This window comes from Verminephrobacter eiseniae EF01-2 (assembly GCF_000015565.1).
Classification (GTDB): Bacteria; Pseudomonadota; Gammaproteobacteria; order Burkholderiales; family Burkholderiaceae_C; genus Acidovorax; species Acidovorax eiseniae.
The window spans coordinates 3,979,060-4,000,589 of sequence record NC_008786.1 but is presented as its reverse complement, the minus strand read 5'-3'; the positions used below and the strand labels follow the sequence as shown (position 1 = coordinate 4,000,589).

The window sequence follows — 21,530 nt, the reverse complement described above, 5'->3', positions numbered from 1 at the left end:
CGCAGTGCCGCCGATGGCTGCCGGATTACCGCCGATTGCCGCCGATTGCCGTCCATTGCCCGGAAACTCCCGCCCGTGTCCGATTCCAACCTGAACATCGGCATCGCTGGCGACGGTTTCATGCCGCCCGCGTTCTTCGGGAAGGCGTTGCGCGCATGCCTGGCCAAGCATTCCTTCGCACTGCGCAGCATGCAACTCGACGGGCCCCTGCGGCTGGTATCGACGAAGAAGGAGTCGTGCTTGCCGATCGCCGAATGCGTGCGGCGGCCCGAGGACGACTTCGACATCGTCGCCGGCCTCGACATCCTGATCACGCACCTGGCCCCGGTCACCGGGCAGACCATGACGCGTGCGCCGCGGCTGCGGCTGATCGCGGCCCACCACCTAGTGTCGCGTCACGGATCAGATGTCGTAGGCTGCGCGCAGCCATCGGAGCGCAGCGCAAGGCGCATCGCGCAGCCCATACCGAGCGTATTGGCAAGCGATGCAACGCCGCGATGCGCTTCGATGGCCAGCGCAGACCGACAGATGATCGGTGACGCGACACTAGGCCACGGCAGCTTGTGCGACCTGGCCCGGACTTGGCGGGCGCGTCAGGGCCGGCTGGGCGCACCAGAATCAGAGGACGCGCCGCAGGCGGCTTTCTTGCAGCGCAAATATGCACTGCATCTGCGGCTTCTCGAAAGCCTGGTGTCGCGTCATCGGTCAGATGTCGTAGGCTGCGCGCAGCCATCGGAGCGCAGCGCGCAGCCCATACCGAGCGTATTGGCAAGCGATGCAAGGCCGCGCTGCGCTCCGATGGCCAGCGCAGACCGACAGATGACCGATGACGCGACACTCGCCCCGCTGTGGCCGGACATCTCTGCGCTACAGGCCGAGGCCGAGCGCCTCGACAACCTACGAGGAGACAGCCGATGAATGGCACACCCCCCTTCTTTGTGCAACCCCGGCCGGCCATGCTGCCGGCATGTGCTTGGCGCCTGCCGGCGCCGCGCCGCTGCACTTCGTCGCGGCGCCAGACCGGCATCCGCTGCCTGCCGGTCCGTTGTTCGGCGCCGGCGCAACCCCCGCTGCCCACCGGCACGCGCCGGATGCCAGCGCCCAGGCGGCTGCGGCGCTCCGCCGTCGCGGCCCCTGGCATGATCGAGGCGGTGATGTGATGCCGCCGTCTGCCGATTCCGTGCGCCGCGTGTCCCACTGCAGTCACTGGGGCGCCTACACATTGCTGGTCAAGGACGGGCGCATCCAGGGCGTCGAGGCATTCGTCGACGACCCCGCCCCTTCGCCGATCATCCACTCGGTGGCGACATGGGCCGATTCCGCGCACCGCATCGCGCAGCCGATGGTGCGCGCCTCGTGGCGCGCACAGCGCGGCCCCAACGCGCGCGCTCCGGGCAAGGAGGCCTTTGTGCCGGTCAGTTGGGACGACGCCCTGCAACTGGTGGCGGACGAGATCGAGCGCGTGCGCAGCACGCATGGCAACGCATCGATCTTTGCCGGCTCCTACGGCTGGACGAGCAGCGGGCGCTTTCACCATGCGCCGTCGCAGCTCAAGCGCATGCTCGATCTGGTCGGCGGCTACACCGGCCATGCCGAGACCTACAGCCTCGCGGCCGGGACGGTGATCCTGCGCCATGTCCTGGGCAACGCCGAGGTTTGCCGCGGGGAGTCGAGCACGCTCGACACGGTGGCCGAGCACACCGAAACGCTCGTGATCTTCGGCGCACTCTCGCCCCGCACGGCGCAGAGCGAGGCCGGCGGCATTGCCCGCCACACGCTCGAATCGCACCTGCGGCAATTGGTCGCGCGCAAGGTGCCGATCGTGCTGATCTCGCCGTTGCGCGATGACCTGCCCGAATGGGTGCCGGCCCAGTGGTGGCCGGTGCGACCGAACACGGATACCGCGCTGATGCTGGCGCTGGCCGGCGAAGTGGTCGCCGCCGGCGCGCACGACGCAGACTTCCTCGCGCGCTGCTGCAGCGGCGCCGACGGCTTCCTGCGCTATTTGCTCGGCGCGCAAGACGGCGTGCGCAAGGACGCAGACTGGGCGGCGGGCATCACCGGCATCGATGCGCCCCGCATCCGCGCGCTGGCACGCCAGTTGTCCGGCACCCGATCGATGCTTTGCGTGAGCTGGAGCCTGCAACGTGCCGACCATGGCGAGCAACCCTTTTGGGCCGGCCTGGCGCTGGCCGCCACGCTGGGCCAGATCGGCCTGCCCGGCGGCGGCATCGGCTACGGCTATGGCTCGCTGGGCGGCGTGGGCGCCCCGATCGCAATGGCAAAGTCACCGGCGCTGCCGGCGCTGCGCAAGCCGAATGCACCATTCATTCCAGTGGCGCGCATCGCAGACCTGCTGCTGCACCCGGGCGACAGTTTCACCTACGAGGGCAAGGTGCTGCGCTACCCCGACACGAGGCTGGTGTACTGGGCGGGGGGCAACCCGTTCCACCACCACCAGGACCTGAATCGGCTGCGGCGCGCATGGGCGCGGCCCGAGACCATCATCGTGCAGGAGCCGATGTGGACCGCGACCGCGCGCCGCGCCGACATCGTGTTGCCGGCCACCACCTCGATCGAGCGCAACGACATCGCCGGCAATCGGCGCTCCAGCCATCTGATCGCGATGCAGAAGGCGATCGAGCCGCTGGGCCAGGCCCGCTCCGACTACGACATCTTTCGCGCGATTGCGCAACGGCTCGGCGTGGAAGCCGCTTTCAGTGAGGGCCGCGACGAGATGGACTGGCTGCGCCATCTCTACGAGGTGACGCGCGAGGATGTCGCCCGGCGCTTTCAGCAGCAGATGCCGGACTTCGACACCTTCTGGGCCGAGGGTGCCGCCGAGGTGCCGACCCGCCCGCACTTCACCTGCCTTCAGAGCTTTCGCGCCGACCCTGGCGCGCATCCGCTGAACACGGAAAGCGGCCGCATCGTCCTCTGGAGCCAGGCGCTGGAGGCCCTGGGTTTCGACGACTGCCCGCCACACCCCGCCTGGATCGAGCCGGCCGAATGGCTCGGCGCCGCTGGCGCGGGCGAGCGCAACGCGCTGCACCTGATTTCGCGCCAGCCTGAAAGCAAGCTGCACAGCCAGCTCGACGATGCGCCCGCCAGCATGGCGGCCAAGCGGCATGGTCGCGAGCAGGTGCGCATCCACCCCCGCGACGCAGCGCTGCGCGGCATCGTCGACGGCGCCACCGTGCGGCTCTGGAATGCGCGCGGCCAGTGCCTGGCGAGCGCATGGCTGACGGACACCGTGCGCCCCGGCGTGCTGATGCTGCCCACCGGCTCCTGGTACGACCCGCAGGACGAGGGCAGCAACGCGCTGGACCTGTCGGGCAACCCGAACGTGCTCACGATCGACAAGGGCAGTTCGCACTTCGGCCAAGGTTGCGCTGCCCATACCTGCCTGGTGTCGATCGAAAATTTTGCCGGGCACGCCTGAATGCACAGGCAGGCTTTTTTCGTGGCGGGGGACTGGGACTGGCCCCTCGACCCGGGCTCGAACCAGGGACCTACGGATGAACAGTCCGGCGCTCTACCGACGGAGCTATCGAGGAACGAGGCGCGGATTCCATGGCGCTGCGCAGCGGTTATGCTGCCCTTGGTTGTCATCGGCGGCCATCGGCTGCCATCGGCGGCTGCCGGCCGGCATGCATCTTTGTGGAGATTTTTTGTCCCATGACCATCCACCGCATCCTGAAAATGGGCGACCCCCGCTTGCTGCGCATTGCCCGGCCGGTGACCGGGTTTGACACCGAGGCCCTGCATGGCCTGGTGCGTGACATGCTCGACACCATGCATGACGCCAATGGCGCCGGGCTTGCGGCGCCGCAGATCGGCGTGGATTTGCAGCTCGTGGTCTTTGGCTCCGGCGAGCACAACCCGCGCTACCCGGGCCGGCCACCGGTGCCGCTCACCGTGCTGCTGAACCCGGTGATCACGCCCTTGGGCCAAGACGAGAAAGAGGACTGGGAGGGCTGTCTTTCCGTGCCCGGTTTGCGTGGCATGGTGCCGCGTTGGTCGCGCATCCGTTACACGGGTGTCGATCCGTATGGCCATCCGATCGATCGCTCGGTCGATGGTTTTCATGCCCGCGTGGTGCAGCATGAATGCGATCACCTCGTTGGCAAGCTGTACCCGATGCGGGTGCGGGATTTCAGGCAGTTTGGCTTCACGCAGGTCCTGTTTCCGGACACCCGGGCCGCCGAAGACGATGGCGTGGAGGCGCTGGATGGCTGAGGGCTGGCCGGGCAGCGCTCATGCAGACAATTCGCGCAGCAGCTCGGTCTCGATCTGGATTTGGCGGGCGTTGTTCTGTAGCTCGGGGCCTTGTATCAGGAAGCTGTCTTCGACGCGCTCGCCCAGCGTGCTGATTTTGGCCAGTTGCACGCTCAGATGGTGTCTGGCCAGGATGCGCGCCACCAAGTAGAGCAGGCCGGCGCGGTCGCTGGCCGATATCGCGAGCAGCCAGCGCTGCGCTTTTTCGTCCGGCCGCAGGCTCACGCGCGGCGCGACCGGAAAGCTCTGGACCCGGCGCGATACCCGCCTGCGGGCAGGCTCGGGCAGCGGGCCGTCTTCTTCGAGCACATGCCTGAGGTCGCTTTCGACCATGTGCGTGAGTTCGCGGTAATGCCCCGGCTGCGACGAGGCCACGACCTGGAAGGTGTCGAGCGCATAGCCGTTGTGGGCGGTGTGCACCCGCGCGTCGAGGATGCTGAAGCCCGCGCGGTCGAAGTAGCCGCAGATGCGCGCGAACAGGTCGGTCTGGTCGGCGGCGTAGACCATCACTTGCAGCCCGTCGCCGGCCAGCGACTGGCGCGAGCGCACCACGGGCTTGGCCGTGCCTACCTGGCGCGACAGGTGGCGCGTATGCCAGGCAATGTCGGCGGCGTCGTGGCGCATGAAGTAGCTCACGTCCAGCGTTGCCCACAATGCTTTGTGCGCCTCGAACGGCAGGGCGCTGAGCGCCAGTTGGACCAGCGCCTGGCGCTTGCGGGCCTCGATCTCGGCGGCGGCGTCGGGCGCCCGCCCGCCCAGGACGCGCAGTGTGGCGCGGTACAGGTCTTCCAGCAGTTTGCCCTTCCAGGCGTTCCAGACCTTGGGGCTGGTGCCGCGGATGTCGGCCACGGTCAGCAGGTACATGGCCGTGAGGTTGCGCTCGTTGCCGACTTGGCGCGCAAAGGCGGCGATCACGTCCGGGTCGCTCAGGTCTTGTTTTTGTGCCACGGTGCTCATCGTCAGGTGCTCGCGCACCAGGAATTCGATCAGCCGGGCCTGCGCGCGGGCCACGCCGTGCTGGCGGCAAAAGCGCTGCACTTCTTGCGCCCCGATGCGCGAATGGTCGCCGCCGCGGCCCTTGCCGATGTCGTGGTACAGGGCGGCGATGTACAGGACCCAGGGCTGGTCCCAGCCGCCGGCCAGTTGCGAGCAAAAGGGGTATTCGTGCGCATGCTCGGCCATGAAGAAGCGGCGCATGTTGCGCAGCACCATCAGGATATGCTGGTCTACCGTGTACACATGGAACAGGTCGTGCTGCATCTGCCCCACGATGCGGCGAAACGGCCACAGGTAGCGCCCGAGCACCGAGGTCTGGTTCATCAGCCGCATCGCGTGCGTGATGCCCGAGGGCTGTTGCAGGATGCGCATGAAGGTCGCGCGGTTGACCGGGTCGCGCCGGAAGGCGCTGTCCATCACGCTGCGGGCGTTGTAGAGCGCGCGCAGCGTGCGGGCCGACAGGTCCTTGAGCCCGAGCGTGGTCTGGTAGAGCAAAAAGGTCTCCAGGATGGCGTGCGGGTCGCGGCTGTACAGGTCGTCGCTGGCCACTTCGATGAGGCCGGCCTTCTCGAAAAAGCGGGCGTTGATGGCGCGCGGTTCGTGGGTTGACGGGGCCAGAGATTCTTCAATGTTCAGCAGCAGGATCTGGCTCAACTGCGACACCGCCTTGGCCGCCCAGTAGTAGCGGCGCATCAGGGTTTCGCTGGCGCGCATCGGCAGGCGCGAGCCGTCGGGGGCTTGCGAGCGGTAGCCGAACGACTCGGCCACTGCCGTTTGCAGGTCGAACACCAGACGGTCTTCGCGCCGGCCTGCGGCGGCGTGCAGGCGCGCGCGGATCAGGCACAGCAGCGCCTCATTGCGTTCGATCTGGCGCAGTTCCAGCGCGGTCGCCATGCCGTTGGCGGCCAATTCCTTCCAGCCGCTGCCCAGGCCGGCGGCCTGCGCCACCCACAGGATCATTTGCAGGTCGCGCAGCCCGCCCGGGGATTCCTTGCAATTGGGCTCCAGCGCGTAGGGGGTGTTTTCGTACTTGGTGTGGCGCTGGCGCATCTCCAGCGTCTTGGCCAGCACGAAGGCTTCGGGGTTGAGCTGCGCGCGGTACTGCCGCTGGAATTGGCCGAACAGCGCCGCGCTGCCGCACAGCAGGCGCGCTTCGAGCAGCGAGGTCTGCACGGTGACGTCGCCGGCGCTCTCGGCCAGGCATTCGGCCACCGTGCGCACGCTCGATCCGATCTCCAGCCCCGCGTCCCAGCAACTGCCGATGAAGCCCTCGATCTGCGCGCGCAATGCGTTGCCGGTCTCGGGCGCCAGGGCCTCGGGCAGCAGCAGCAGGACATCGACGTCGGAGTAGGGGAAAAGTTGCTCGCGCCCGAAGCCGCCCACCGCCACCAAGGCCATGTCGTCGGGCAAGCGGGCGCGCTGCCACAGCGTTTGCAGCAGCTTGCCGGCCAGCGTGGACAGCTTGCGCAGCAAGACGCGGATACCGCGCGCGGATGCGCCGGTGGCCTGCAGCGCGGCCAGCAGCGTGGCTTTGTCGTGGCGATAGGCGGCGCGCAGGGCAGGCAGTTCGGTCATGGTCGTGGTGCGCATGCGCTCCGGTGTGTCGGCTCGGGGTTGCCTGGGTGCCGCACCGGCGTCGTGTCGTTGCGCTCGGGCCGAGGCCATAGACTGCGCTCAGGTCGCAGTGGCCGCGACGAAGTTCGGCAATGGCGGCGAGCCTGCCGACAGGGTCAACACCTCATACCCGGTGGGCGTGACCAGCACGGTGTGCTCCCACTGTGCCGACAGGCTGTGGTCTTTGGTCACGATGGTCCAGCCGTCGTTGCCGAATTCTTTGACCTCGCGGCGCCCGGCGTTGATCATGGGCTCGATGGTGAAGACCATGCCGGGCCTGAGCTCGGCCAGCGTGCCGGGGCGGCCGTAGTGCAGCACCTGAGGCTCTTCATGGAACTTTCTGCCGATGCCGTGGCCGCAGAACTCGCGCACGACGGAGCAGCCCTGGCTTTCGGCGAACTGCTGTATCGCATGCCCCACATCGCCCAGATGGGCGCCGGGCCGCACCTGCACGATGCCGTGCCACATCGCGTCGTAGGTGAGGGCGCACAGGCGCCGGGCGGCGATCGAGGCCTCGCCGATCAGGTACATGCGGCTGCTGTCGCCATACCAGCCCTCGGGGGTGATGACGGTCACGTCGACATTGACGATGTCGCCCTTTTTCAGCGGCTTGTCGTTCGGGATGCCATGGCAGACCACATGGTTGACCGAGGTGCACAGCGACGCCGGGTAGGGCGGATAGCCGGGCGGCTGGTAGCCGACGGTGGCCGATACCGTGCCCTGCCGGGCCATGCACTCGGCCCCGATCCGGTCGATGTCGCGGGTGGTGATGCCCGGCTGTATATGCGCAGCAATCGAGTCCAGCACTTCGGAAGCCAGGCGACACGCCAGGCGCATGCCGGCAATGTCCTGTGCGCTTTTGATGGTGATGCTCATGGCGCGATTATCCATAGCCATCCCGTTCCTGTCCGCGCCGGCACTTCGATGGACACCGCCGGCGCCCGCCTACGGCCCAATGGCCCGACGGCCCGAACGCCGGGGCGCGGCACCCGCCGGTAAAATGCCGCGCTCTGACCACCCTGCTTGCGGCCCCCATCGGCCCGGCGCCCTCCCACCCCCCTACAGGCCGCTTCCGTGACCTTGCACATGACCACGCTGGCGGGCGGCAACGCCCTCAGCCCCTTTCGCGCCCGACAACTGCAATCCGCGCTGGCGGACATTCACCCCGGCATCACCGGCATCGCAGCGCGCTTCGTGCATCTGGTGCTCACCGATACCGCCCCTGCGCCCGCGCAGCAGCAGCGCCTGGCGGCCTTGCTGCGCTACGGCGACCCTTACGCCGGCCCCGTCGATGGCTGCGCCATCATCGTCACCCCGCGCCTGGGCACCTTGTCGCCCTGGGCGTCCAAGGCCACCGACATTGCGCGCAACTGCGGCCTGGCCGTGCGCCATCTGGAGCGCAGCACCGAATACCGCATCCGCCTGCGGGCGGGCCGGCTGACCGATGCCGAGCGCGACCGGATAGCCGCCTTGCTGCATGACCGCATGACCGAGTCGGTGCTGTTCGACCCGGCTGGCCTGGCGGCGCTGTTCACTGCGCTGCCACCGGCCCGCATGGAGCATGTGGATGTGCTCGGCGCCGGCCTGGCGGCGCTGGCAGCGGCCAACACCCGCTTGGGCCTGGCCCTGGCCGATCAGGAGATGGAGTACCTGGTCAGCGCCTTCACCGGCCTGGCGCGCAACCCCACCGAGGTCGAACTGATGATGTTCGCGCAGGCCAACAGCGAGCATTGCCGGCACAAGATATTCAACGCGCGCTTTGCCATCGACGGCGTGGCGCAGGAGCCAAGCCTGTTCGACATGATCCGCCACACGCACCAGCGCGCGCCCGGGCACACGCTGGTCGCGTACTCGGACAACGCCGCCGTGATGCAAGGCCACCTGGTCGAGCAATTTGCCGCAAAAATGACCGATGGCGCAGACCCATCATGCGCCCATACATACGCCTACAGCTATCAAAAAAGTAGCTCCACCGAGCATTTGCTGATGAAGGTGGAAACGCACAACCACCCCACGGCGATCTCGCCCTGGCCCGGCGCAGCCACCGGCGCCGGCGGTGAAATCCGCGACGAGGGCGCCACCGGCCGGGGCGCCCGGCCCAGGGCGGGGCTGACGGGCTTTAGCGTGTCCCGGCTATGGGGCAGCCAGATCGGCCGACCCGGGCACATTGCCAGCGCGCTGCAGATCATGCTCGAAGGCCCCTTGGGCGCTGCCGCGTTCAACAACGAATTCGGACGCCCGAATCTGGCGGGCTACTTTCGCGAATACGAGCAGCGCGTGGGTTGCGGCGCTGACGCCGTGGTGCGCGGCTACCACAAGCCCATCATGCTCGCCGGCGGTCTGGGCGTGATCGATGCCGCGCTGGTCAGAAAAATTGCCTTTCCCGCCGGCACACTGCTGGTGCAACTGGGCGGGCCGGGCATGCGCATCGGCATGGGCGGCGGCGCGGCCAGTTCGATGGCCACGGGCAGCAATGCGGCCGGGCTGGACTTCGACTCGGTGCAGCGCGGCAACCCCGAGATCCAGCGCCGGGCGCAAGAGGTCATCAACCACTGCGCGGCGCAGGGCGCGGCCAACCCCATTTTGGCGATTCACGATGTGGGCGCGGGCGGCCTGTCCAACGCCTTGCCGGAACTGATCCACGACGCCGGCCGTGGTGCGCGCCTCGATCTGCGCGCCGTGCCGCTGGAAGACAGCGGCATGTCTGCCATGGAAATCTGGAGCAACGAAAGCCAGGAGCGCTATGTGCTGGCCATCGCGCCCGAATCGCTGGCGCAACTGCGCTCTTTTTGCGAGCGCGAGCGCTGCCCGTTGGCCGTGCTCGGCAGCGCCACCGAAGAGCGCCAACTGGTGCTGCACGACAGCGCCGCCACGGCCGCCGACCAGCAACTGCCGGTAAACCTGCCGATGGGCGTGCTGCTGGGCCAGCCGCCCCGGATGCAGCGCAACGCAAGCAGCCTGCGGCGCCGCTTTGTCCCGCTCGACCTGAGCGGCCTGCCACTGCACAAGGCGGTGACCGACGTGCTGGCCCACCCCACGGTCGCGTCCAAGCGCTTTTTGGTCAGCATCGGCGATCGCACCGTGGGGGGGCTGGTGCACCGCGACCAGATGGTCGGCCCCTGGCAGGTGCCGGTGGCCGATTGCGCGATCACGCTGGCCGACTACCAGGGCTTTGCCGGCGCGGCCATGGCCATTGGCGAGCGCACGCCGCTGGCCGCGCTCGATGCCCCGGCCTCGGGCCGCATGGCGGTGGCCGAGGCCATCACCAACCTGCTGGCCGCCCCGATCGAACTGGCGCGCGTCAAGCTCAGCGCCAACTGGATGGCCGCCTGCGGCGAACCCGGCGAGGACGCGGCGCTGTACGCCACCGTCGAGGCCGTGGGCCTGGAGCTATGCCCGGCGCTGGGCCTGGCCATCCCCGTCGGCAAGGACAGCCTGTCGATGCGCACGCAGTGGCGCGAAGGCGCCGGGCAGACGACGGTCAGTTCGCCCGTGAGCCTGATCGTCAGCGCCTTTGCCGCGCTGACCGACGTGCGCGGCAGCCTGACGCCGCAGCTCGACGCCACCGAAGCCGAGACCACACTGGTGCTGATCGACCTGGGCCGGGGCCGCAACCGCATGGGCGCCAGCATCCTGGGCCAGACGCTCGAGCAAAGCGGCTGCCCGGAAAAAGACGGGGTGCCCGATCTCGATGCGCCGCAAGACCTGCTCGCGCTGGTCGACGCCGTCAACGCCCTGCGCGCCCAGGGCCGGCTGCTGGCCTACCACGACCGCAGCGACGGCGGCTTGCTGGCGACGGTCGCCGAGATGGCCTTTGCCGGCCAGGTCGGCGTGGCGCTGAACGTGGATCTGCTGGTGACCGAGGGCGACGGCATCGGCGACAGCCGCATGGACACCGGCGATGCGAAAAACTGGGCCGGGCAAGTGCACGCGCGCCGTGAAGAGCGCACGCTCGAGGCGCTGTTCAGCGAAGAACTCGGCGTGGTGCTGCAAGTGCGCACGGCCGAGCGCAACGAGGTGATGCAGACCCTGCGCGCGCATGGCCTGGCGCGCTGGAGCCACTTCATTGGCAGCACGCGCCCGGCCGGCCCGCGCGTGTTGCAAGTCTGGCGCGATGCGCAGCCCGTGTTCAGCGCGCCGCTGGCCGATTTGCAGCGGGCCTGGGATACGGTGAGCTGGAAGATTTGCCGCCAGCGCGACAACCCGGACAGCGCCGATGCCGAACATGCCGCAGCCGGAGACCCCACCGACCCTGGCCTGCACCTGCACCTGCAACCGACGTTCGACGCGCCAGAGCCCCCGGCCGCGCCCGGCCTGCGCCTGGCCCGTCCCCGGGTCGCCATCTTGCGCGAGCAGGGCGTGAACTCGCATGTCGAAATGGCCTATGCCTTCACCGAGGCCGGCTTTGCCGCCTGCGACGTGCACATGACCGACCTGCAAACCGGCCGCGTCCGGCTGGCAGACTTCAAGGGCCTGGTGGCCTGCGGCGGGTTCAGCTACGGCGACACGCTGGGCGCCGGCATCGGCTGGGCGCGCAGCATCAGCTTCAACCCGGCGCTGGCGGCGCAGTTCCAGGGCTTTTTTGCGCGCGGCGACACCTTCGGCCTGGGAGTGTGCAACGGCTGCCAGATGTTTGCCGAACTGGCCGACATCATCCCCGGCGCGCAGTACTGGCCGCGCTTTACGACCAACCAGAGCCAGCGCTTCGAGTCCCGCCTGTCGCTGGTGCAAGTGACCGAATCGCCCAGCCTGTTCCTGCAAGGCATGGCCGGCAGCCGCCTGCCGGTTCCCGTCGCGCATGGCGAGGGCTACGCCGACTTCAGGCAGCGCGGCGATGCCGCGCAAGCGATCGCGGCCCTGCGCTTCGTCGACAACCACGGCGCGGTCACCGAGCGCTACCCGTTCAACCCGAACGGCAGCCCCGGCGGCCTGACGGGCGTGACCACGGCCGACGGCCGCTTCACGGCGCTGATGCCGCACCCCGAGCGCGTGTTCCGCAACATCCAGATGAGCTGGACCCCGGGCGAGCGCAGCGCACTCAGCCCCTGGATGCGCCTGTGGCGCAATGCGCGCCGGTGGGTGGGGTAGCCACCCATTGCGCACGAACCAGTGTCGCGTCACGGATCAGATGTCGTAGGCTGCGCGCAGCCATCGGAGCGCAGCGCAAGGCGCATCGCTTGCCCATACCGAGCTGTATTGGCAAGCGATGCAACGCCGCGATGCGCTTCGATGGCCAGCGCAGACCGACAGATGATCGGTGACGCGACACTAGCCTGCTGCCTGGGGTCCATCTGCCAACGCGCATTGCGGCCGACCCGCCGGTGGGTGCTCGCCGGGTGACGGGTTGCCGCTGGGCTATATTCCACGCAGCGGAATTTGTTTCACCATTGTCAGCAATGCAAGCCGTTGCGCCCCACCGGGCGGACGACGGGCATCGCTGACACCCCCGTCCGCCGTGGCACTGGCCACGAGGGGCGAACGAAACCCGATCAAGCTCCTGCATCCATCCATTTCATTGAAAGGAAAGCACCGTGGCCACCGCCCACCCATCCCCTGATCAGCGCATCAGCGCAATCCTCGCCCGATCGAAAGGATAGCGCCATGGCCACCATCACGCTTGACAAGACAACCATCAAAGCCGGCGAGACCGCCGTAGTCACCTTTACTGTCGAGAAGACCCACTTCATGGGCACCACCAATAGGTCTGGCGTCAGGACAGTCAATGACGTGACCATCACTGGCGGCACCATATCCGCCGGCTACGACTTCCGATACGTCGAGGCCCTCAGCACCCCCACCACCCAGGTCTATCAAGCCGACTTCACGCCTACCCCGAACCTGGACAGAACCGAGTGCACCATCCGCTACAACCCTGACGGCACCGCCAACGACGCCACCAGCGCCATCTTCATCGTCGACACCCGGGCGCCCACCATCACGGGCACCCCGACGATCAGCAACCCCAACCTGATCCGCGCCAACCAAGTAAGCACCATCACCTTTGTCTTCTCCGAGCCGTTGAATCAGGCCAGCTTCACGACGGCTGACCTGACGATACCGGCGGGCATGGGCACGCTGGAGAACCTGCGCACCACCGACGGCGGCAGGTCTTGGCAGGTAGACCTGAGGGCGCCGGCCAACCTGGCGGCCAACACCGAAGCGAAGGACCTGCAGATCGGCATCAACATGGCCGGCATCACCGATGTCGCGGGCAACCCGGGCACGGGCAACGTCAACCTCGCCACCTACACCATCGACAACAAGCCGCCCAGCGCCACCATCGCCGTGACCCCCAACCCCGTCACGAGCAGCAATGACAGACTGGTCACCGTCACCATCACCTTCGACGAGGCAGTCACCGGCTTCACGGTAGACAACATCGATTTCAGCAACGCCCATGTCACGCCCTATGGCACCAACCGGATAGGAACGCTGAACCGCTCAGCCGACGGCCGCACCTACACCATCACCTACACGGCCAGTCCGGACACCGAGGATGCCACCAACACCATCAGCCTGCGCAACCTCAATACCATCCGTGACGCCGCAGGCAACGCCGCAACGGTCAGCCCCACCAGCAACAACTTCGAGATCGACACCAAGGCTCCCGTTCCCATCAGCGCCACGTTTGACAAAACCCACCTTGCTGCCGGAGAAACCGCCACCGTCACCGTCACCTTCAACGAGAGCGTCAGTGGCTTCACCGAAGCTGCCATTCAGATCGCCAACGGTTCAGTGAGCAACCTGAGGCAGGACACGACCGACGGCAGAATCTGGAGGGCCACCTTCACACCCACGGCGAACCTGCCGAGCACCAGCAGCTCGATCAGCATCAATCTGAACGGCCTCAGGGACAGCGCCGGCAACGTCAACAATGGCTCTCAGCCGTTCGACCAATCCACCATCAGCATCGACACCAAGCGCCCCGAAGTCACGGTAGCGATCAGCGACAACCGCCTCACCGTTGGCGAAACCGCCACCATCACCTTCACCTTCAGCGAGCGCGTCACCGGCTTCGTCGGTTCCGACGGCATGGGTTTCGAATACGCTCAGGCTCAGTACGACGCCAGCAAAGGCACGCTGGGCGCTCCGACGGCGGTCGGCACCGACGGCAAGGTCTGGACCGCCACCTACACGCCCCGGACCGACATCGAGAGCGCCGAAAACACCATCCGCGTGAACCTCAGCGACGTCCGGGACGCGCAGGGCAACGCCGGAGAGGGCACCGGCACCAGCGGCAACTTCAGCATCGACACCAAGCCGCCCGAGGTCACGGTGACGATCAGCGACAACCGCCTGACCGCTGGCGAAAGCGCCACCGTCACCTTCACCTTCAGCGAGAGCGTCACCGGCTTTGGTACCGAGGACATCCAGTACGACACCAGCAAAGGCACGCTGGGCGCTCTGACGGCGGCCGGCACCGACGGCAAGGTCTGGACAGCCACCTACACGCCCCGGCCCGACACCGAGAGCGCCAACAACACCATCCGCGTGAACCTCGCCGGCGTCCGGGACGCGCAGGGCAACGCCGGATCGGGCATCCCCAGCAGCGGCAACTTCAGCATCGACACCGTGCGCCCCACGGTCAACGTGACGATCAGCGATAACCGCCTCACCGCTGGCGAAAGCGCCACCATCACCATCACCTTCAACGAGCGCGTCACCGGCTTCACGAAAGATGCCATCGACCTGTCCCAGGCCAACGGCACGCTCGGCGACCTGACGGCGGTCGGCACCGACGGCAAAGTCTGGACCGCCACCTTCACACCCACGGCCAACCTGGCGCGCACCACCAACCACCGGCTCACCCTGAACCTGGCCAATGTCAGGAATGCCGCAGGCAACACCGTCGCCAACAACACCTACGCGTTCAACCAGTACACCGTAGACACCATGGTCTTTGCGCTCAGCAGCGCCACGGCGAACCGCGACCAGTTGGTGCTGAGCTACAGCGACGCAACGGCGCTCGACGGGAACGCGGACCGTGCCCCGACCAACGAGTCCTTTACCGTGCTGGTCGATGGCACGCGCATCGATGTCAGCCGGGTGACGGTGGATGCAGCGGCCAGGACGGTCACGCTGACCCTGGCCCGCGCCGTGGCTGCCGGCCAGCAGGTGAGCATCGCCTACCAGGACACCGATACCAGCGACAACAAAGCGCTACAGGAAGCCGGCACCGGCGACGACGCGGCCAGTTTCGCGGCCAGGCCGGTGACCAACCTCACCCCCCCCCCCCCCCCCCCCCGCACCGGATGCGTCGGGCGCACCGGACGCCGACCGCGACGGTGTGCCCAACGACCAAGAGGACCAGACCCCCGGCTTGCTGCGCCCCGATGGCTCGGCCGGCCTGTCTGGTGACGGCAACGGCGACGGCGTCAAAGACAGCCAGCAGGCCGCCGTCGCTTCGACCCGCGACCTGACCCTGGTGGCCGGCAGTCGGGACGGCAAACTGATCCCCGACAGCAACGCGCGCATCACCGAACTGGTGCGCAGCGATGCCCCGGCCAATCTGCCCAAGGGCATGGAGATGCCGATCGGCCTGACCTCATTCAAGGTATCTCTGGCCGAAGGCCGCAGCACCGAGAGCTTCAGCCTGTATGTGGACCCGGCCACCGGCGCCACCGGCTACTGGGTCAAGAACAGCGCCGGCACCTGGGTGAACCTGGCCAGCGAACCCTACGGCGGCAAGGTAAGCAGCGAAGGCGGGCGCATGAGGCTGGACTTTCAGATCCAGGACGGCGGCGAGTACGACGCCGACGGACTGGTCAACGGCAGCATCAGCGCGCCCGGCGCCGTGGCGAAGATGCCGCTGTCCATCGTCGGGCAGGCGTCGGATGCCCATTCGTTTGGCTTTTGGTACTGATGACTGGCACTGAATTGGCGCCAGCGCTCAGGCCGCAGCGGATGCTGCGGTAGATCAGGGCGGCCTTGCCAGCGCCGGGCTGGCCGCCCGGCCCGGCCGGCCGACTGCCGTCTTTCTTGCCACAGGCCATGCACCGGCCTGCGTGCCCCGGTTTCAGCAATGCAATGGGGGGCGCGGATTCAGGACCAGAGCCAAAACATCAGGATCCAGGCGTAGTCCACCCATGCCAAGGAAATGCCAAACACCGCCAAACCGAGTCCCCGCAGCCACGGGGACGGCGAATATTGTTTGGCAATTCCATGGGCCAGGCACAAAGACCAAAGATTGGCGGCGGCCAGCAGCACGAGGCGAACGCCATTGGCCCAATGCACGGGGACGCCGTCAGCCTTCAAAAGCTGGATGGTCAGCGCTGACAAGCCCAGGAAAACGCCGCAGCCGGCCACAGGAATGAGGGCCTGGGCAATATGGTGAAAGCGCTGCGTTTTCCATGGCCCCCATAGGCGGCAGGTTCCTGCGAGGATCAGCGCGAGCACCGCGCCCATGGCCGCGCCCACTCCCAGGATGTACCCGACCACCAGGCCACCATCCAGCCAGGAGAAAACATCCCTTTGCTCCGGGTAATTCGTCAATAGCCACCAGGGCGTGTCGTCATGCAGCGGCCACAGAATATCGTGCTCCACCAGCCATTGCGCAATCCATTGTTTCATCACGACGAAGTGCGGATTGGCGGACCATTGGAATGCGCCGATGGCAATGCCCAACAGGCCAAACAAAATCAGCACGGTTTGCCACCCGTTGGCCAGACGGGCGCCCCGTTGGACAACCTCTTCGTTGGGCGATCTGGCGGTCAACGCAATGGCCTGGCGGTGGCCGCTGCAACGACCGCACATGTGGCAATCGCTGGCGCCTTCCATGTGGCGCAGCGCGACCAGGGGTGCGCAATTCACCGCCTGGATGCGAATGGGTTTCCCATAAGAGCGGCGCCACGCACCCACATCGACGGCAAAATGCAAAGGTGCGAGCTTGCTGAGCAAACCAAATACCCCGTTGACCGGGCACAGGTATTTGCACCAGACGCGCTTTTCACGGCCGTAAAGATAGCCCACGGCCATGGCCGCAGCCGTGGAGCCGCCCAAGACCAGCAGCACCGCCTTCGGGTATTGGTACACACTGATCATTTGCCCGTAAATGGTCGTCACGGCAAAAGCCGTGAAAGGCCATCCCTTCCAGCGCACCCAGTGCGCAATGGCACGGTTGCGGCCTTTGCCGCTGGCCCATTCCGCGAGGGCGCCTTCGGGACACAAAATGCCACACCAGGCGCGCCCGACCAAAATCATGCTCAGAAGAACGAACGGCCACCAGATGCCCCAAAAGACGAATTGCGCAAAAACCGTCAGATTCGACCATATGTGCGCGGTTTCGTCTGGCAAAGGGAGCAGGGCCGGAACGACGAGCAGCACGGCATAGACCAGCACCACCACCCATTGCAGGCGCCGCAGCGCCTGGCCATGCGCCTGCAGCCAATCGCCCGCCGCAGACAATGCGCTGGAATGCATGGAATTCATTGTCGGCCCGGAAATCGCGGCGCCTTCAGCATTCCGGTGATGGCCAGCCAGTAGCCGGAAAATACCAGAAGGCTCATCAGTGCTGGTCTGGATCGATAACCGGTGAAGGACGAGACAATGCCGCCAAAAATGCTTCCGTCATCCAGCCACATCGAGCTGTCCCAGACCTGGGACTTCAAAACGGGCAACAACTGCATGTCCATCAGCTTTTCGACACCGTTCATCAGCAACGCGCAGCCAAACAGCAGCAAAAGAATTTCAGTCAGTTGGAAAAAAATACGCCACGAAAAAAGTTTACCCCCGAGTTGCAACAGATAGAACGTGGTGCCAGCCAACACCACCCCCAGCGCGGATGCCAGCCAGAACCGGGGCGATGCAAAGCCGTTTTCTCCCATTGCCAGGCTCGACAGATACACCACCGTCTCGCTGCCTTCCCGGGCGACGGCAATGGCGGCCAGGGAAAATACGCCCCACCAATGCTGTGTCCGGGTGCTCCTGGACAGCGATTGCTCCAGGTCTTGCTTCAAACGCCGGCCATGCATGCGCATCCAGAACACCATCTGAACGATCAATGCGGCAGCCACCAACAGCATTGCGGCTTGGAAATACTCTTGCCCCTCGTCCGACAAAATGGAACCCATGGCTTCGATACCCAAACCAAGGAGCAACGCCAGGGCCAGGCCAGCCAGGACGCCGAGCCACAGGTATTTCTTGCCGCGCCGACCCGAAGGATCATGTGCCAGCCATGCATGCAGGATGCCGACGACCAGCATGGCCTCGACCGTCTCGCGCCACATCACGAAAAGGATTTGTCCCAGGTTTTGCATGAGTGCTTGGCCCGATGAGAACGCGCAGCGCCGTCACTTGGCGATGATGCTGCCCTGACCTGTCTGGATGTGGAAGTCGTCGAAGAACTTGTATTCACCAGGTTCGAGGGGAAACACCACCACGAAGGAGTTGGATTGGGGGCTCAGTGCCTTTTCCTTGCGCAACTGCCGGCTCTCGAATTCAATCGCCTCGGTGCCGGTGTTGTAGATTTCGATCTTGAATTTCTTGCCTGCGGGCACCAGCAACTGCTTCGGTGTGAATACCCCGTTGTTGCAGTCCAGCCTGAAAACCGGCAAATCCTCCCCGGCGGCCAACGCCGACATTGCCATCGACATTCCAAGGAACGCCAAACACCATCGTTTATTCAGCATGCCGCGCCTTTCGAGAGGATTCACTGCCATTGCCAAGCGGTGCCAGTGCCCGCCCTCACCCTCAGTCAGTACCCGCCTTTTTTGCCCGTGCCCGCGTAGACGAAGTCGTAGTTCAACTCGAAGGGGGCGAACCATGGACCGACCCCGGTTTCTTTGTCGACATGGCGACCAAAGTGCGCGTGGGAGTTGGCCGTCGGCGGCTGGATCGTGAATTTCAGCTTGTACTTGCCGGGACCGGCCAATTTGACGTTATCGCCATAGTGCGGCCCGTCATTGGCAACCATCGGCATCAGTTCGCCATCGAGACGAAAGCTGCTGCCCGGCTTGACAAGCTCGAACTTGACGACCAGATAGGGCATCCAGTCGCCTTCGGCAAATCCGTTGGGATTGTCCTTCGCTGCGTGGATGTCGGCTTCCAGATGGATGTCGGATTCTTCGACCTTCTTCATCATGCCGTCCGGGTCCATTTTGACGGGCTGCAGATAGACGGCACCAATCTCCATCCCTTTGACGATCTGATGCTTGCCGATCGGTGTTTCGGCAGCATGGGCAATGCTCGCTCCGAGGAGCAGCGCAAGCGACGCGGAGAACCATTTGTTCATGTCTGTCATTCCTTGAAAGGTTGGGGAGCGCATCTGATAGCGAATGCGAATCGCTATCATACGCCTGAATCCGTATCCCTTCCTCGCCGCCCGGGCCTGCCGCGAGTGTGCGAGCGCCACTGCCCGCCGGCAGGTGGCGCATGCGCAGCCAACCCGGCCTGTGGCCCGCGCCGGCACCGACCCGCTTCGGGTCCATGCCGGTTTTCCACTTGCGGGCGCTTGCGCCCGATGGCTTTCAGCCTGACTGCGGTGGGCCGCAGTGGCGCTCAAACACCGCAAAGCCTTTGTCGTGGCCCAATCCTGCTGGCGCCATTCGATCATTTGCCGGGGTATCGGGGTGCGCCGGCCAGGCTGCTCTGGCTGTTGAGCGGGCGTTTGAGGCGCACTTCTTCGATCTTCACACCGCCGATCAGCGCCGTCTTGGCGCTGGCCAGATCGCGCTTGAAGCCGGCCAATTCGTGAAAGCGCAGCGCGCGCTCGTTGCGCAGCGGCACCCAGGCCGTGACGTTGGTGCAACCCTCTTCATGCAAGCCGTCACGGGCGGCATCCCACAGGGCCAGGCCCACGCCTTGGCTCCAATGGCTGGGGGCGGCGTAGATGGCCCAGATTTCGCCGGTGGTGGGGCGCGATTGCTCATCGCGCGAGCGGTCGTAGCCGACAAAGCCGACGATCTTCTCGCCGGCGACGGCCACCTGGACCTGGGGCTCGCAATATTCGATGGCCTCGCGCCAGTAGGCATGGCGCTCTTCGAGGGTCAGGGATTTCAACTGCGCGCTGGGCACCAGCTCTTTGTAGACTTCTTGGGAGGCGACGGTGTGGATCTGGGCAATGGCTTTGGCATCGCGCAGCGTGGCGGGGCGAACCTGGATGCTGGACATGGAACAACCGAACGAAAACAGGAAATGAAAAGACCGGCATTGTCGCCGCAAACGCCGGGGCCGGGCCAGGCCGCTACAGCCAGCGGCGCAGCAAGGCCATGACCCGGTCGAAGCGGGCCCCATACGGCGGGTAGCACCAGGCCGCCAGGGACCAGCGCGATTGCTGCAGCACCGCTTTTTGCTGGCACAGGCGGGCAAAGCCCTGCTCGCCGTGGCAGGCGCCCCAGCCACTGTGGCCCACACCACCGAACGGCAAGCCGGGGTGCGCCATGTGCAGCAGCGTGTCGTTCAGCGTCACGCCCCCGCTCACGGTGCCGCGCAGCACCGCCGCGCGCGCTGCCGGGTTCCGACCGAACCAGTACAGCGCCAGCGGGCGCGGCCCGGCGTTGACATGGGCCAGCGCGTCGTCGAGGTGCTCGTAGGGGAGCACTGGCAGGATGGGGCCGAAAATCTCCTCCTGCATCAGCGCCATCGCCGCTGTGGCGCCAAACACCAGCGATGGCGCCATCTGGCGGCTGGCGCCATCGCCGAGCGCCGGTTGGGCCTTGGGTTTGGTTTTCGGCAGCGGCACCGGCGCCACGGTCTGCACATCGGCCCCCTGGGCCTGCGCTTGCTGCAGCAGGGCCTGCAAGCGTGCATGGTGGCGCGCCGTGATGATGGCGGCGTAGTCGGGATTGCCCTCGATGCCGGCGGGGAACAGGCGCGCCACCGCCGCCCGGTAAGCCTGCGCAAACGCGCCCTCGCGCCCCCGGGGCAGCAACAGGTAGTCGGGCGCAATGCAGGTCTGGCCGGCGTTGAGCAGCTTGCCATGGGCAATCTTCAGCGCTGCGTCCTGCAGATTGCAATCGGCGTCGATGATGCAGGGCGACTTGCCGCCCAACTCCAGCGTGGTGGGGGTCAGGTTCTGCGCTGCTGCCTGCGCCACCAGGCGCCCCACGGCGCTGGAGCCGGTGAACACCAGGTGGTCGAACGGCAGCGCGGCAAACCGGGCCGCCAGTGCGGCATCGCCCGGCAGCACACACCATTCGTCGGGCGCAAAAAGCTGCGCCACCAGGGCCGTCAACTGGGCCGCCAGGTGCGGCGTGTGCTCGCTGGGCTTGAGCAGCACGCGGTTGCCTGCGGCCAGCGCCGTGATGGTGGGCGCCAAGGCCCGTTGCACCGGGTAGTTCCATGGCGCGATCACGCCCACCACCCCCAGGGGCTGGCGCTGCACCCAGGCGCTGGCGGGCTGCAGATACAGCGGTGTGCGCAGCTTTTGCGGCTTCATCCACCGGGCCAGATGGCGCAGGGTGTGCGACAGCAGGGCACGCAGCAGCAGGAAATCGGCCATCTCGGTCAGGCGCGGCGAGCGGATGCCGAAGTCGGCCTGCACTGCCGCCGCCAGCACCGGGCCATGCTCGTCGAGCAGCCGGCGCAGGCGCAGCAGGCGCTCGCGGCGCAGTTGCAGCGGCACATCGGGCTGCGCGCGGCTGGCCCGGTGTTGCAGATCGAAGCAAGCCTGGAGTTCGGCGGCGGTCATGGGCGGATCAGCGCAC

The 21,530-nt window shown here is 66.6% G+C and carries 16 protein-coding genes and 1 tRNA gene; 7 read left to right on the top strand and 10 right to left on the bottom strand.

Annotated elements, in window-relative coordinates:
* Nucleotides 1-75: 75 nt before the first annotated feature.
* The 3 genes from VEIS_RS29020 to VEIS_RS17505 are packed head-to-tail and all read left to right on the top strand — an operon-like array spanning nt 76 to nt 3,442.
* Complete coding sequence (locus tag VEIS_RS29020) at nt 76-918, top strand: hypothetical protein (protein ID WP_041950140.1); 843 nt, start codon at nt 76-78, stop codon at nt 916-918.
* Nucleotides 915-1,160 (top strand): hypothetical protein, encoded by a 246-nt coding sequence (locus VEIS_RS29015; RefSeq protein ID WP_157048569.1) that lies wholly within the window; start codon nt 915-917, stop codon nt 1,158-1,160. Before VEIS_RS29020 ends, VEIS_RS29015 begins: the two co-directional genes overlap by 4 nt.
* Nucleotides 1,160-3,442, top strand: coding sequence for a molybdopterin-dependent oxidoreductase (locus tag VEIS_RS17505; RefSeq protein WP_011811321.1), 2,283 nt, complete (start codon nt 1,160-1,162; stop codon nt 3,440-3,442). The genes VEIS_RS29015 and VEIS_RS17505 overlap by 1 nt, the downstream gene beginning before the upstream one ends.
* A 39-nt stretch (nt 3,443-3,481) precedes the next feature.
* Here VEIS_RS17505 and VEIS_RS17500 read toward each other — a convergent pair.
* Nucleotides 3,482-3,557 (bottom strand) — tRNA-Asn (locus VEIS_RS17500).
* 121 nt (nt 3,558-3,678) lie between these two features.
* On the opposite strand from VEIS_RS17500, the gene def reads away from it, so the two are divergent.
* On the top strand, nt 3,679-4,239 hold the full coding sequence (gene def / locus VEIS_RS17495) for a peptide deformylase (RefSeq protein ID WP_011811320.1): 561 nt from the start codon (nt 3,679-3,681) through the stop codon (nt 4,237-4,239).
* Between the two features lie 18 nt (nt 4,240-4,257).
* Here the strand turns inward: def and VEIS_RS17490 are convergent, their stop codons facing one another.
* Together VEIS_RS17490 and map are read right to left on the bottom strand one after the other, a co-directional pair.
* Nucleotides 4,258-6,849, bottom strand: coding sequence for a [protein-PII] uridylyltransferase (locus tag VEIS_RS17490; RefSeq protein ID WP_083758755.1), 2,592 nt, complete (start codon nt 6,847-6,849; stop codon nt 4,258-4,260).
* A gap of 99 nt (nt 6,850-6,948) precedes the next feature.
* A complete protein-coding gene (gene map, locus VEIS_RS17485; protein ID WP_041950138.1) occupies nt 6,949-7,764 on the bottom strand; it encodes a type I methionyl aminopeptidase in 816 nt (271 codons plus the stop codon).
* A gap of 198 nt (nt 7,765-7,962) precedes the next feature.
* On the opposite strand from map, the gene purL reads away from it, so the two are divergent.
* Complete coding sequence (gene purL, locus VEIS_RS17480; protein ID WP_041950137.1) at nt 7,963-11,976, top strand: phosphoribosylformylglycinamidine synthase; 4,014 nt, start codon at nt 7,963-7,965, stop codon at nt 11,974-11,976.
* On the opposite strand, the gene VEIS_RS29010 is transcribed toward purL, so the two are convergent.
* Nucleotides 11,927-12,157 carry a hypothetical protein gene (locus tag VEIS_RS29010; protein WP_157048568.1) on the bottom strand — a complete coding sequence of 77 codons (231 nt, stop codon included), beginning with the start codon at nt 12,155-12,157 and terminating at the stop codon, nt 11,927-11,929. The genes purL and VEIS_RS29010 overlap by 50 nt on opposite strands.
* Nucleotides 12,158-12,489: 332 nt before the next feature.
* Here VEIS_RS29010 and VEIS_RS17475 point away from each other — a divergent pair, with 332 nt between their 5' ends.
* On the top strand, nt 12,490-15,246 hold the full coding sequence (locus tag VEIS_RS17475; RefSeq protein WP_011811316.1) for an Ig-like domain-containing protein: 2,757 nt from the start codon (nt 12,490-12,492) through the stop codon (nt 15,244-15,246).
* Nucleotides 15,176-15,751 carry a choice-of-anchor U domain-containing protein gene (locus tag VEIS_RS31815; protein ID WP_041950136.1) on the top strand — a complete coding sequence of 192 codons (576 nt, stop codon included), beginning with the start codon at nt 15,176-15,178 and terminating at the stop codon, nt 15,749-15,751. Before VEIS_RS17475 ends, VEIS_RS31815 begins: the two co-directional genes overlap by 71 nt.
* Nucleotides 15,752-15,930: 179 nt before the next feature.
* Here the strand turns inward: VEIS_RS31815 and VEIS_RS17465 are convergent, their stop codons facing one another.
* The 6 genes from VEIS_RS17465 to VEIS_RS17440 form a co-directional block, all read right to left on the bottom strand.
* The gene (locus VEIS_RS17465) at nt 15,931-17,316 is read right to left on the bottom strand and encodes a 4Fe-4S binding protein (RefSeq protein ID WP_011811314.1); all 1,386 of its coding nucleotides are present in this window, start codon (nt 17,314-17,316) and stop codon (nt 15,931-15,933) included.
* Complete coding sequence (locus tag VEIS_RS17460) at nt 17,313-18,134, bottom strand: FTR1 family iron permease (RefSeq protein ID WP_041950985.1); 822 nt, start codon at nt 18,132-18,134, stop codon at nt 17,313-17,315. Before VEIS_RS17460 ends, VEIS_RS17465 begins: the two co-directional genes overlap by 4 nt.
* Before the next feature lie 42 nt (nt 18,135-18,176).
* The gene (locus tag VEIS_RS17455) at nt 18,177-18,545 is read right to left on the bottom strand and encodes a cupredoxin domain-containing protein (protein ID WP_265259692.1); all 369 of its coding nucleotides are present in this window, start codon (nt 18,543-18,545) and stop codon (nt 18,177-18,179) included.
* Nucleotides 18,546-18,580: 35 nt separating this feature from the next.
* Nucleotides 18,581-19,117 (bottom strand): iron transporter, encoded by a 537-nt coding sequence (locus tag VEIS_RS17450; RefSeq protein WP_011811311.1) that lies wholly within the window; start codon nt 19,115-19,117, stop codon nt 18,581-18,583.
* Between the two features lie 317 nt (nt 19,118-19,434).
* Complete coding sequence (locus tag VEIS_RS17445; RefSeq protein ID WP_011811310.1) at nt 19,435-19,995, bottom strand: GNAT family N-acetyltransferase; 561 nt, start codon at nt 19,993-19,995, stop codon at nt 19,435-19,437.
* Nucleotides 19,996-20,068: 73 nt separating this feature from the next.
* Nucleotides 20,069-21,514: an aldehyde dehydrogenase family protein gene (locus VEIS_RS17440; RefSeq protein ID WP_011811309.1), complete on the bottom strand. Its 1,446-nt coding sequence runs from the start codon at nt 21,512-21,514 to the stop codon at nt 20,069-20,071.
* Nucleotides 21,515-21,530 lie beyond the last annotated feature (16 nt).

Excerpts from the sequence above, each read along its gene's own strand:
- VEIS_RS29015 (WP_157048569.1), top strand. The coding sequence starts at position 915 with ATGAATGGCACACCCCCCTTCTTTGTGCAACCCCGGCCGGCCATGCTG.
- VEIS_RS17505 (WP_011811321.1), top strand. The coding sequence starts at position 1,160 with ATGCCGCCGTCTGCCGATTCCGTGCGCCGCGTGTCCCACTGCAGTCAC.
- def (WP_011811320.1), top strand. The coding sequence starts at position 3,679 with ATGACCATCCACCGCATCCTGAAAATGGGCGACCCCCGCTTGCTGCGC.
- VEIS_RS17490 (WP_083758755.1), bottom strand. The coding sequence starts at position 6,849 with ATGACCGAACTGCCTGCCCTGCGCGCCGCCTATCGCCACGACAAAGCC.
- map (WP_041950138.1), bottom strand. The coding sequence starts at position 7,764 with ATGAGCATCACCATCAAAAGCGCACAGGACATTGCCGGCATGCGCCTG.
- VEIS_RS17475 (WP_011811316.1), top strand. The coding sequence starts at position 12,490 with ATGGCCACCATCACGCTTGACAAGACAACCATCAAAGCCGGCGAGACC.
- VEIS_RS17465 (WP_011811314.1), bottom strand. The coding sequence starts at position 17,316 with ATGAATTCCATGCATTCCAGCGCATTGTCTGCGGCGGGCGATTGGCTG.
- VEIS_RS17455 (WP_265259692.1), bottom strand. The coding sequence starts at position 18,545 with ATGGCAGTGAATCCTCTCGAAAGGCGCGGCATGCTGAATAAACGATGG.
- VEIS_RS17450 (WP_011811311.1), bottom strand. The coding sequence starts at position 19,117 with ATGAACAAATGGTTCTCCGCGTCGCTTGCGCTGCTCCTCGGAGCGAGC.
- VEIS_RS17445 (WP_011811310.1), bottom strand. The coding sequence starts at position 19,995 with ATGTCCAGCATCCAGGTTCGCCCCGCCACGCTGCGCGATGCCAAAGCC.
- VEIS_RS17440 (WP_011811309.1), bottom strand. The coding sequence starts at position 21,514 with ATGACCGCCGCCGAACTCCAGGCTTGCTTCGATCTGCAACACCGGGCC.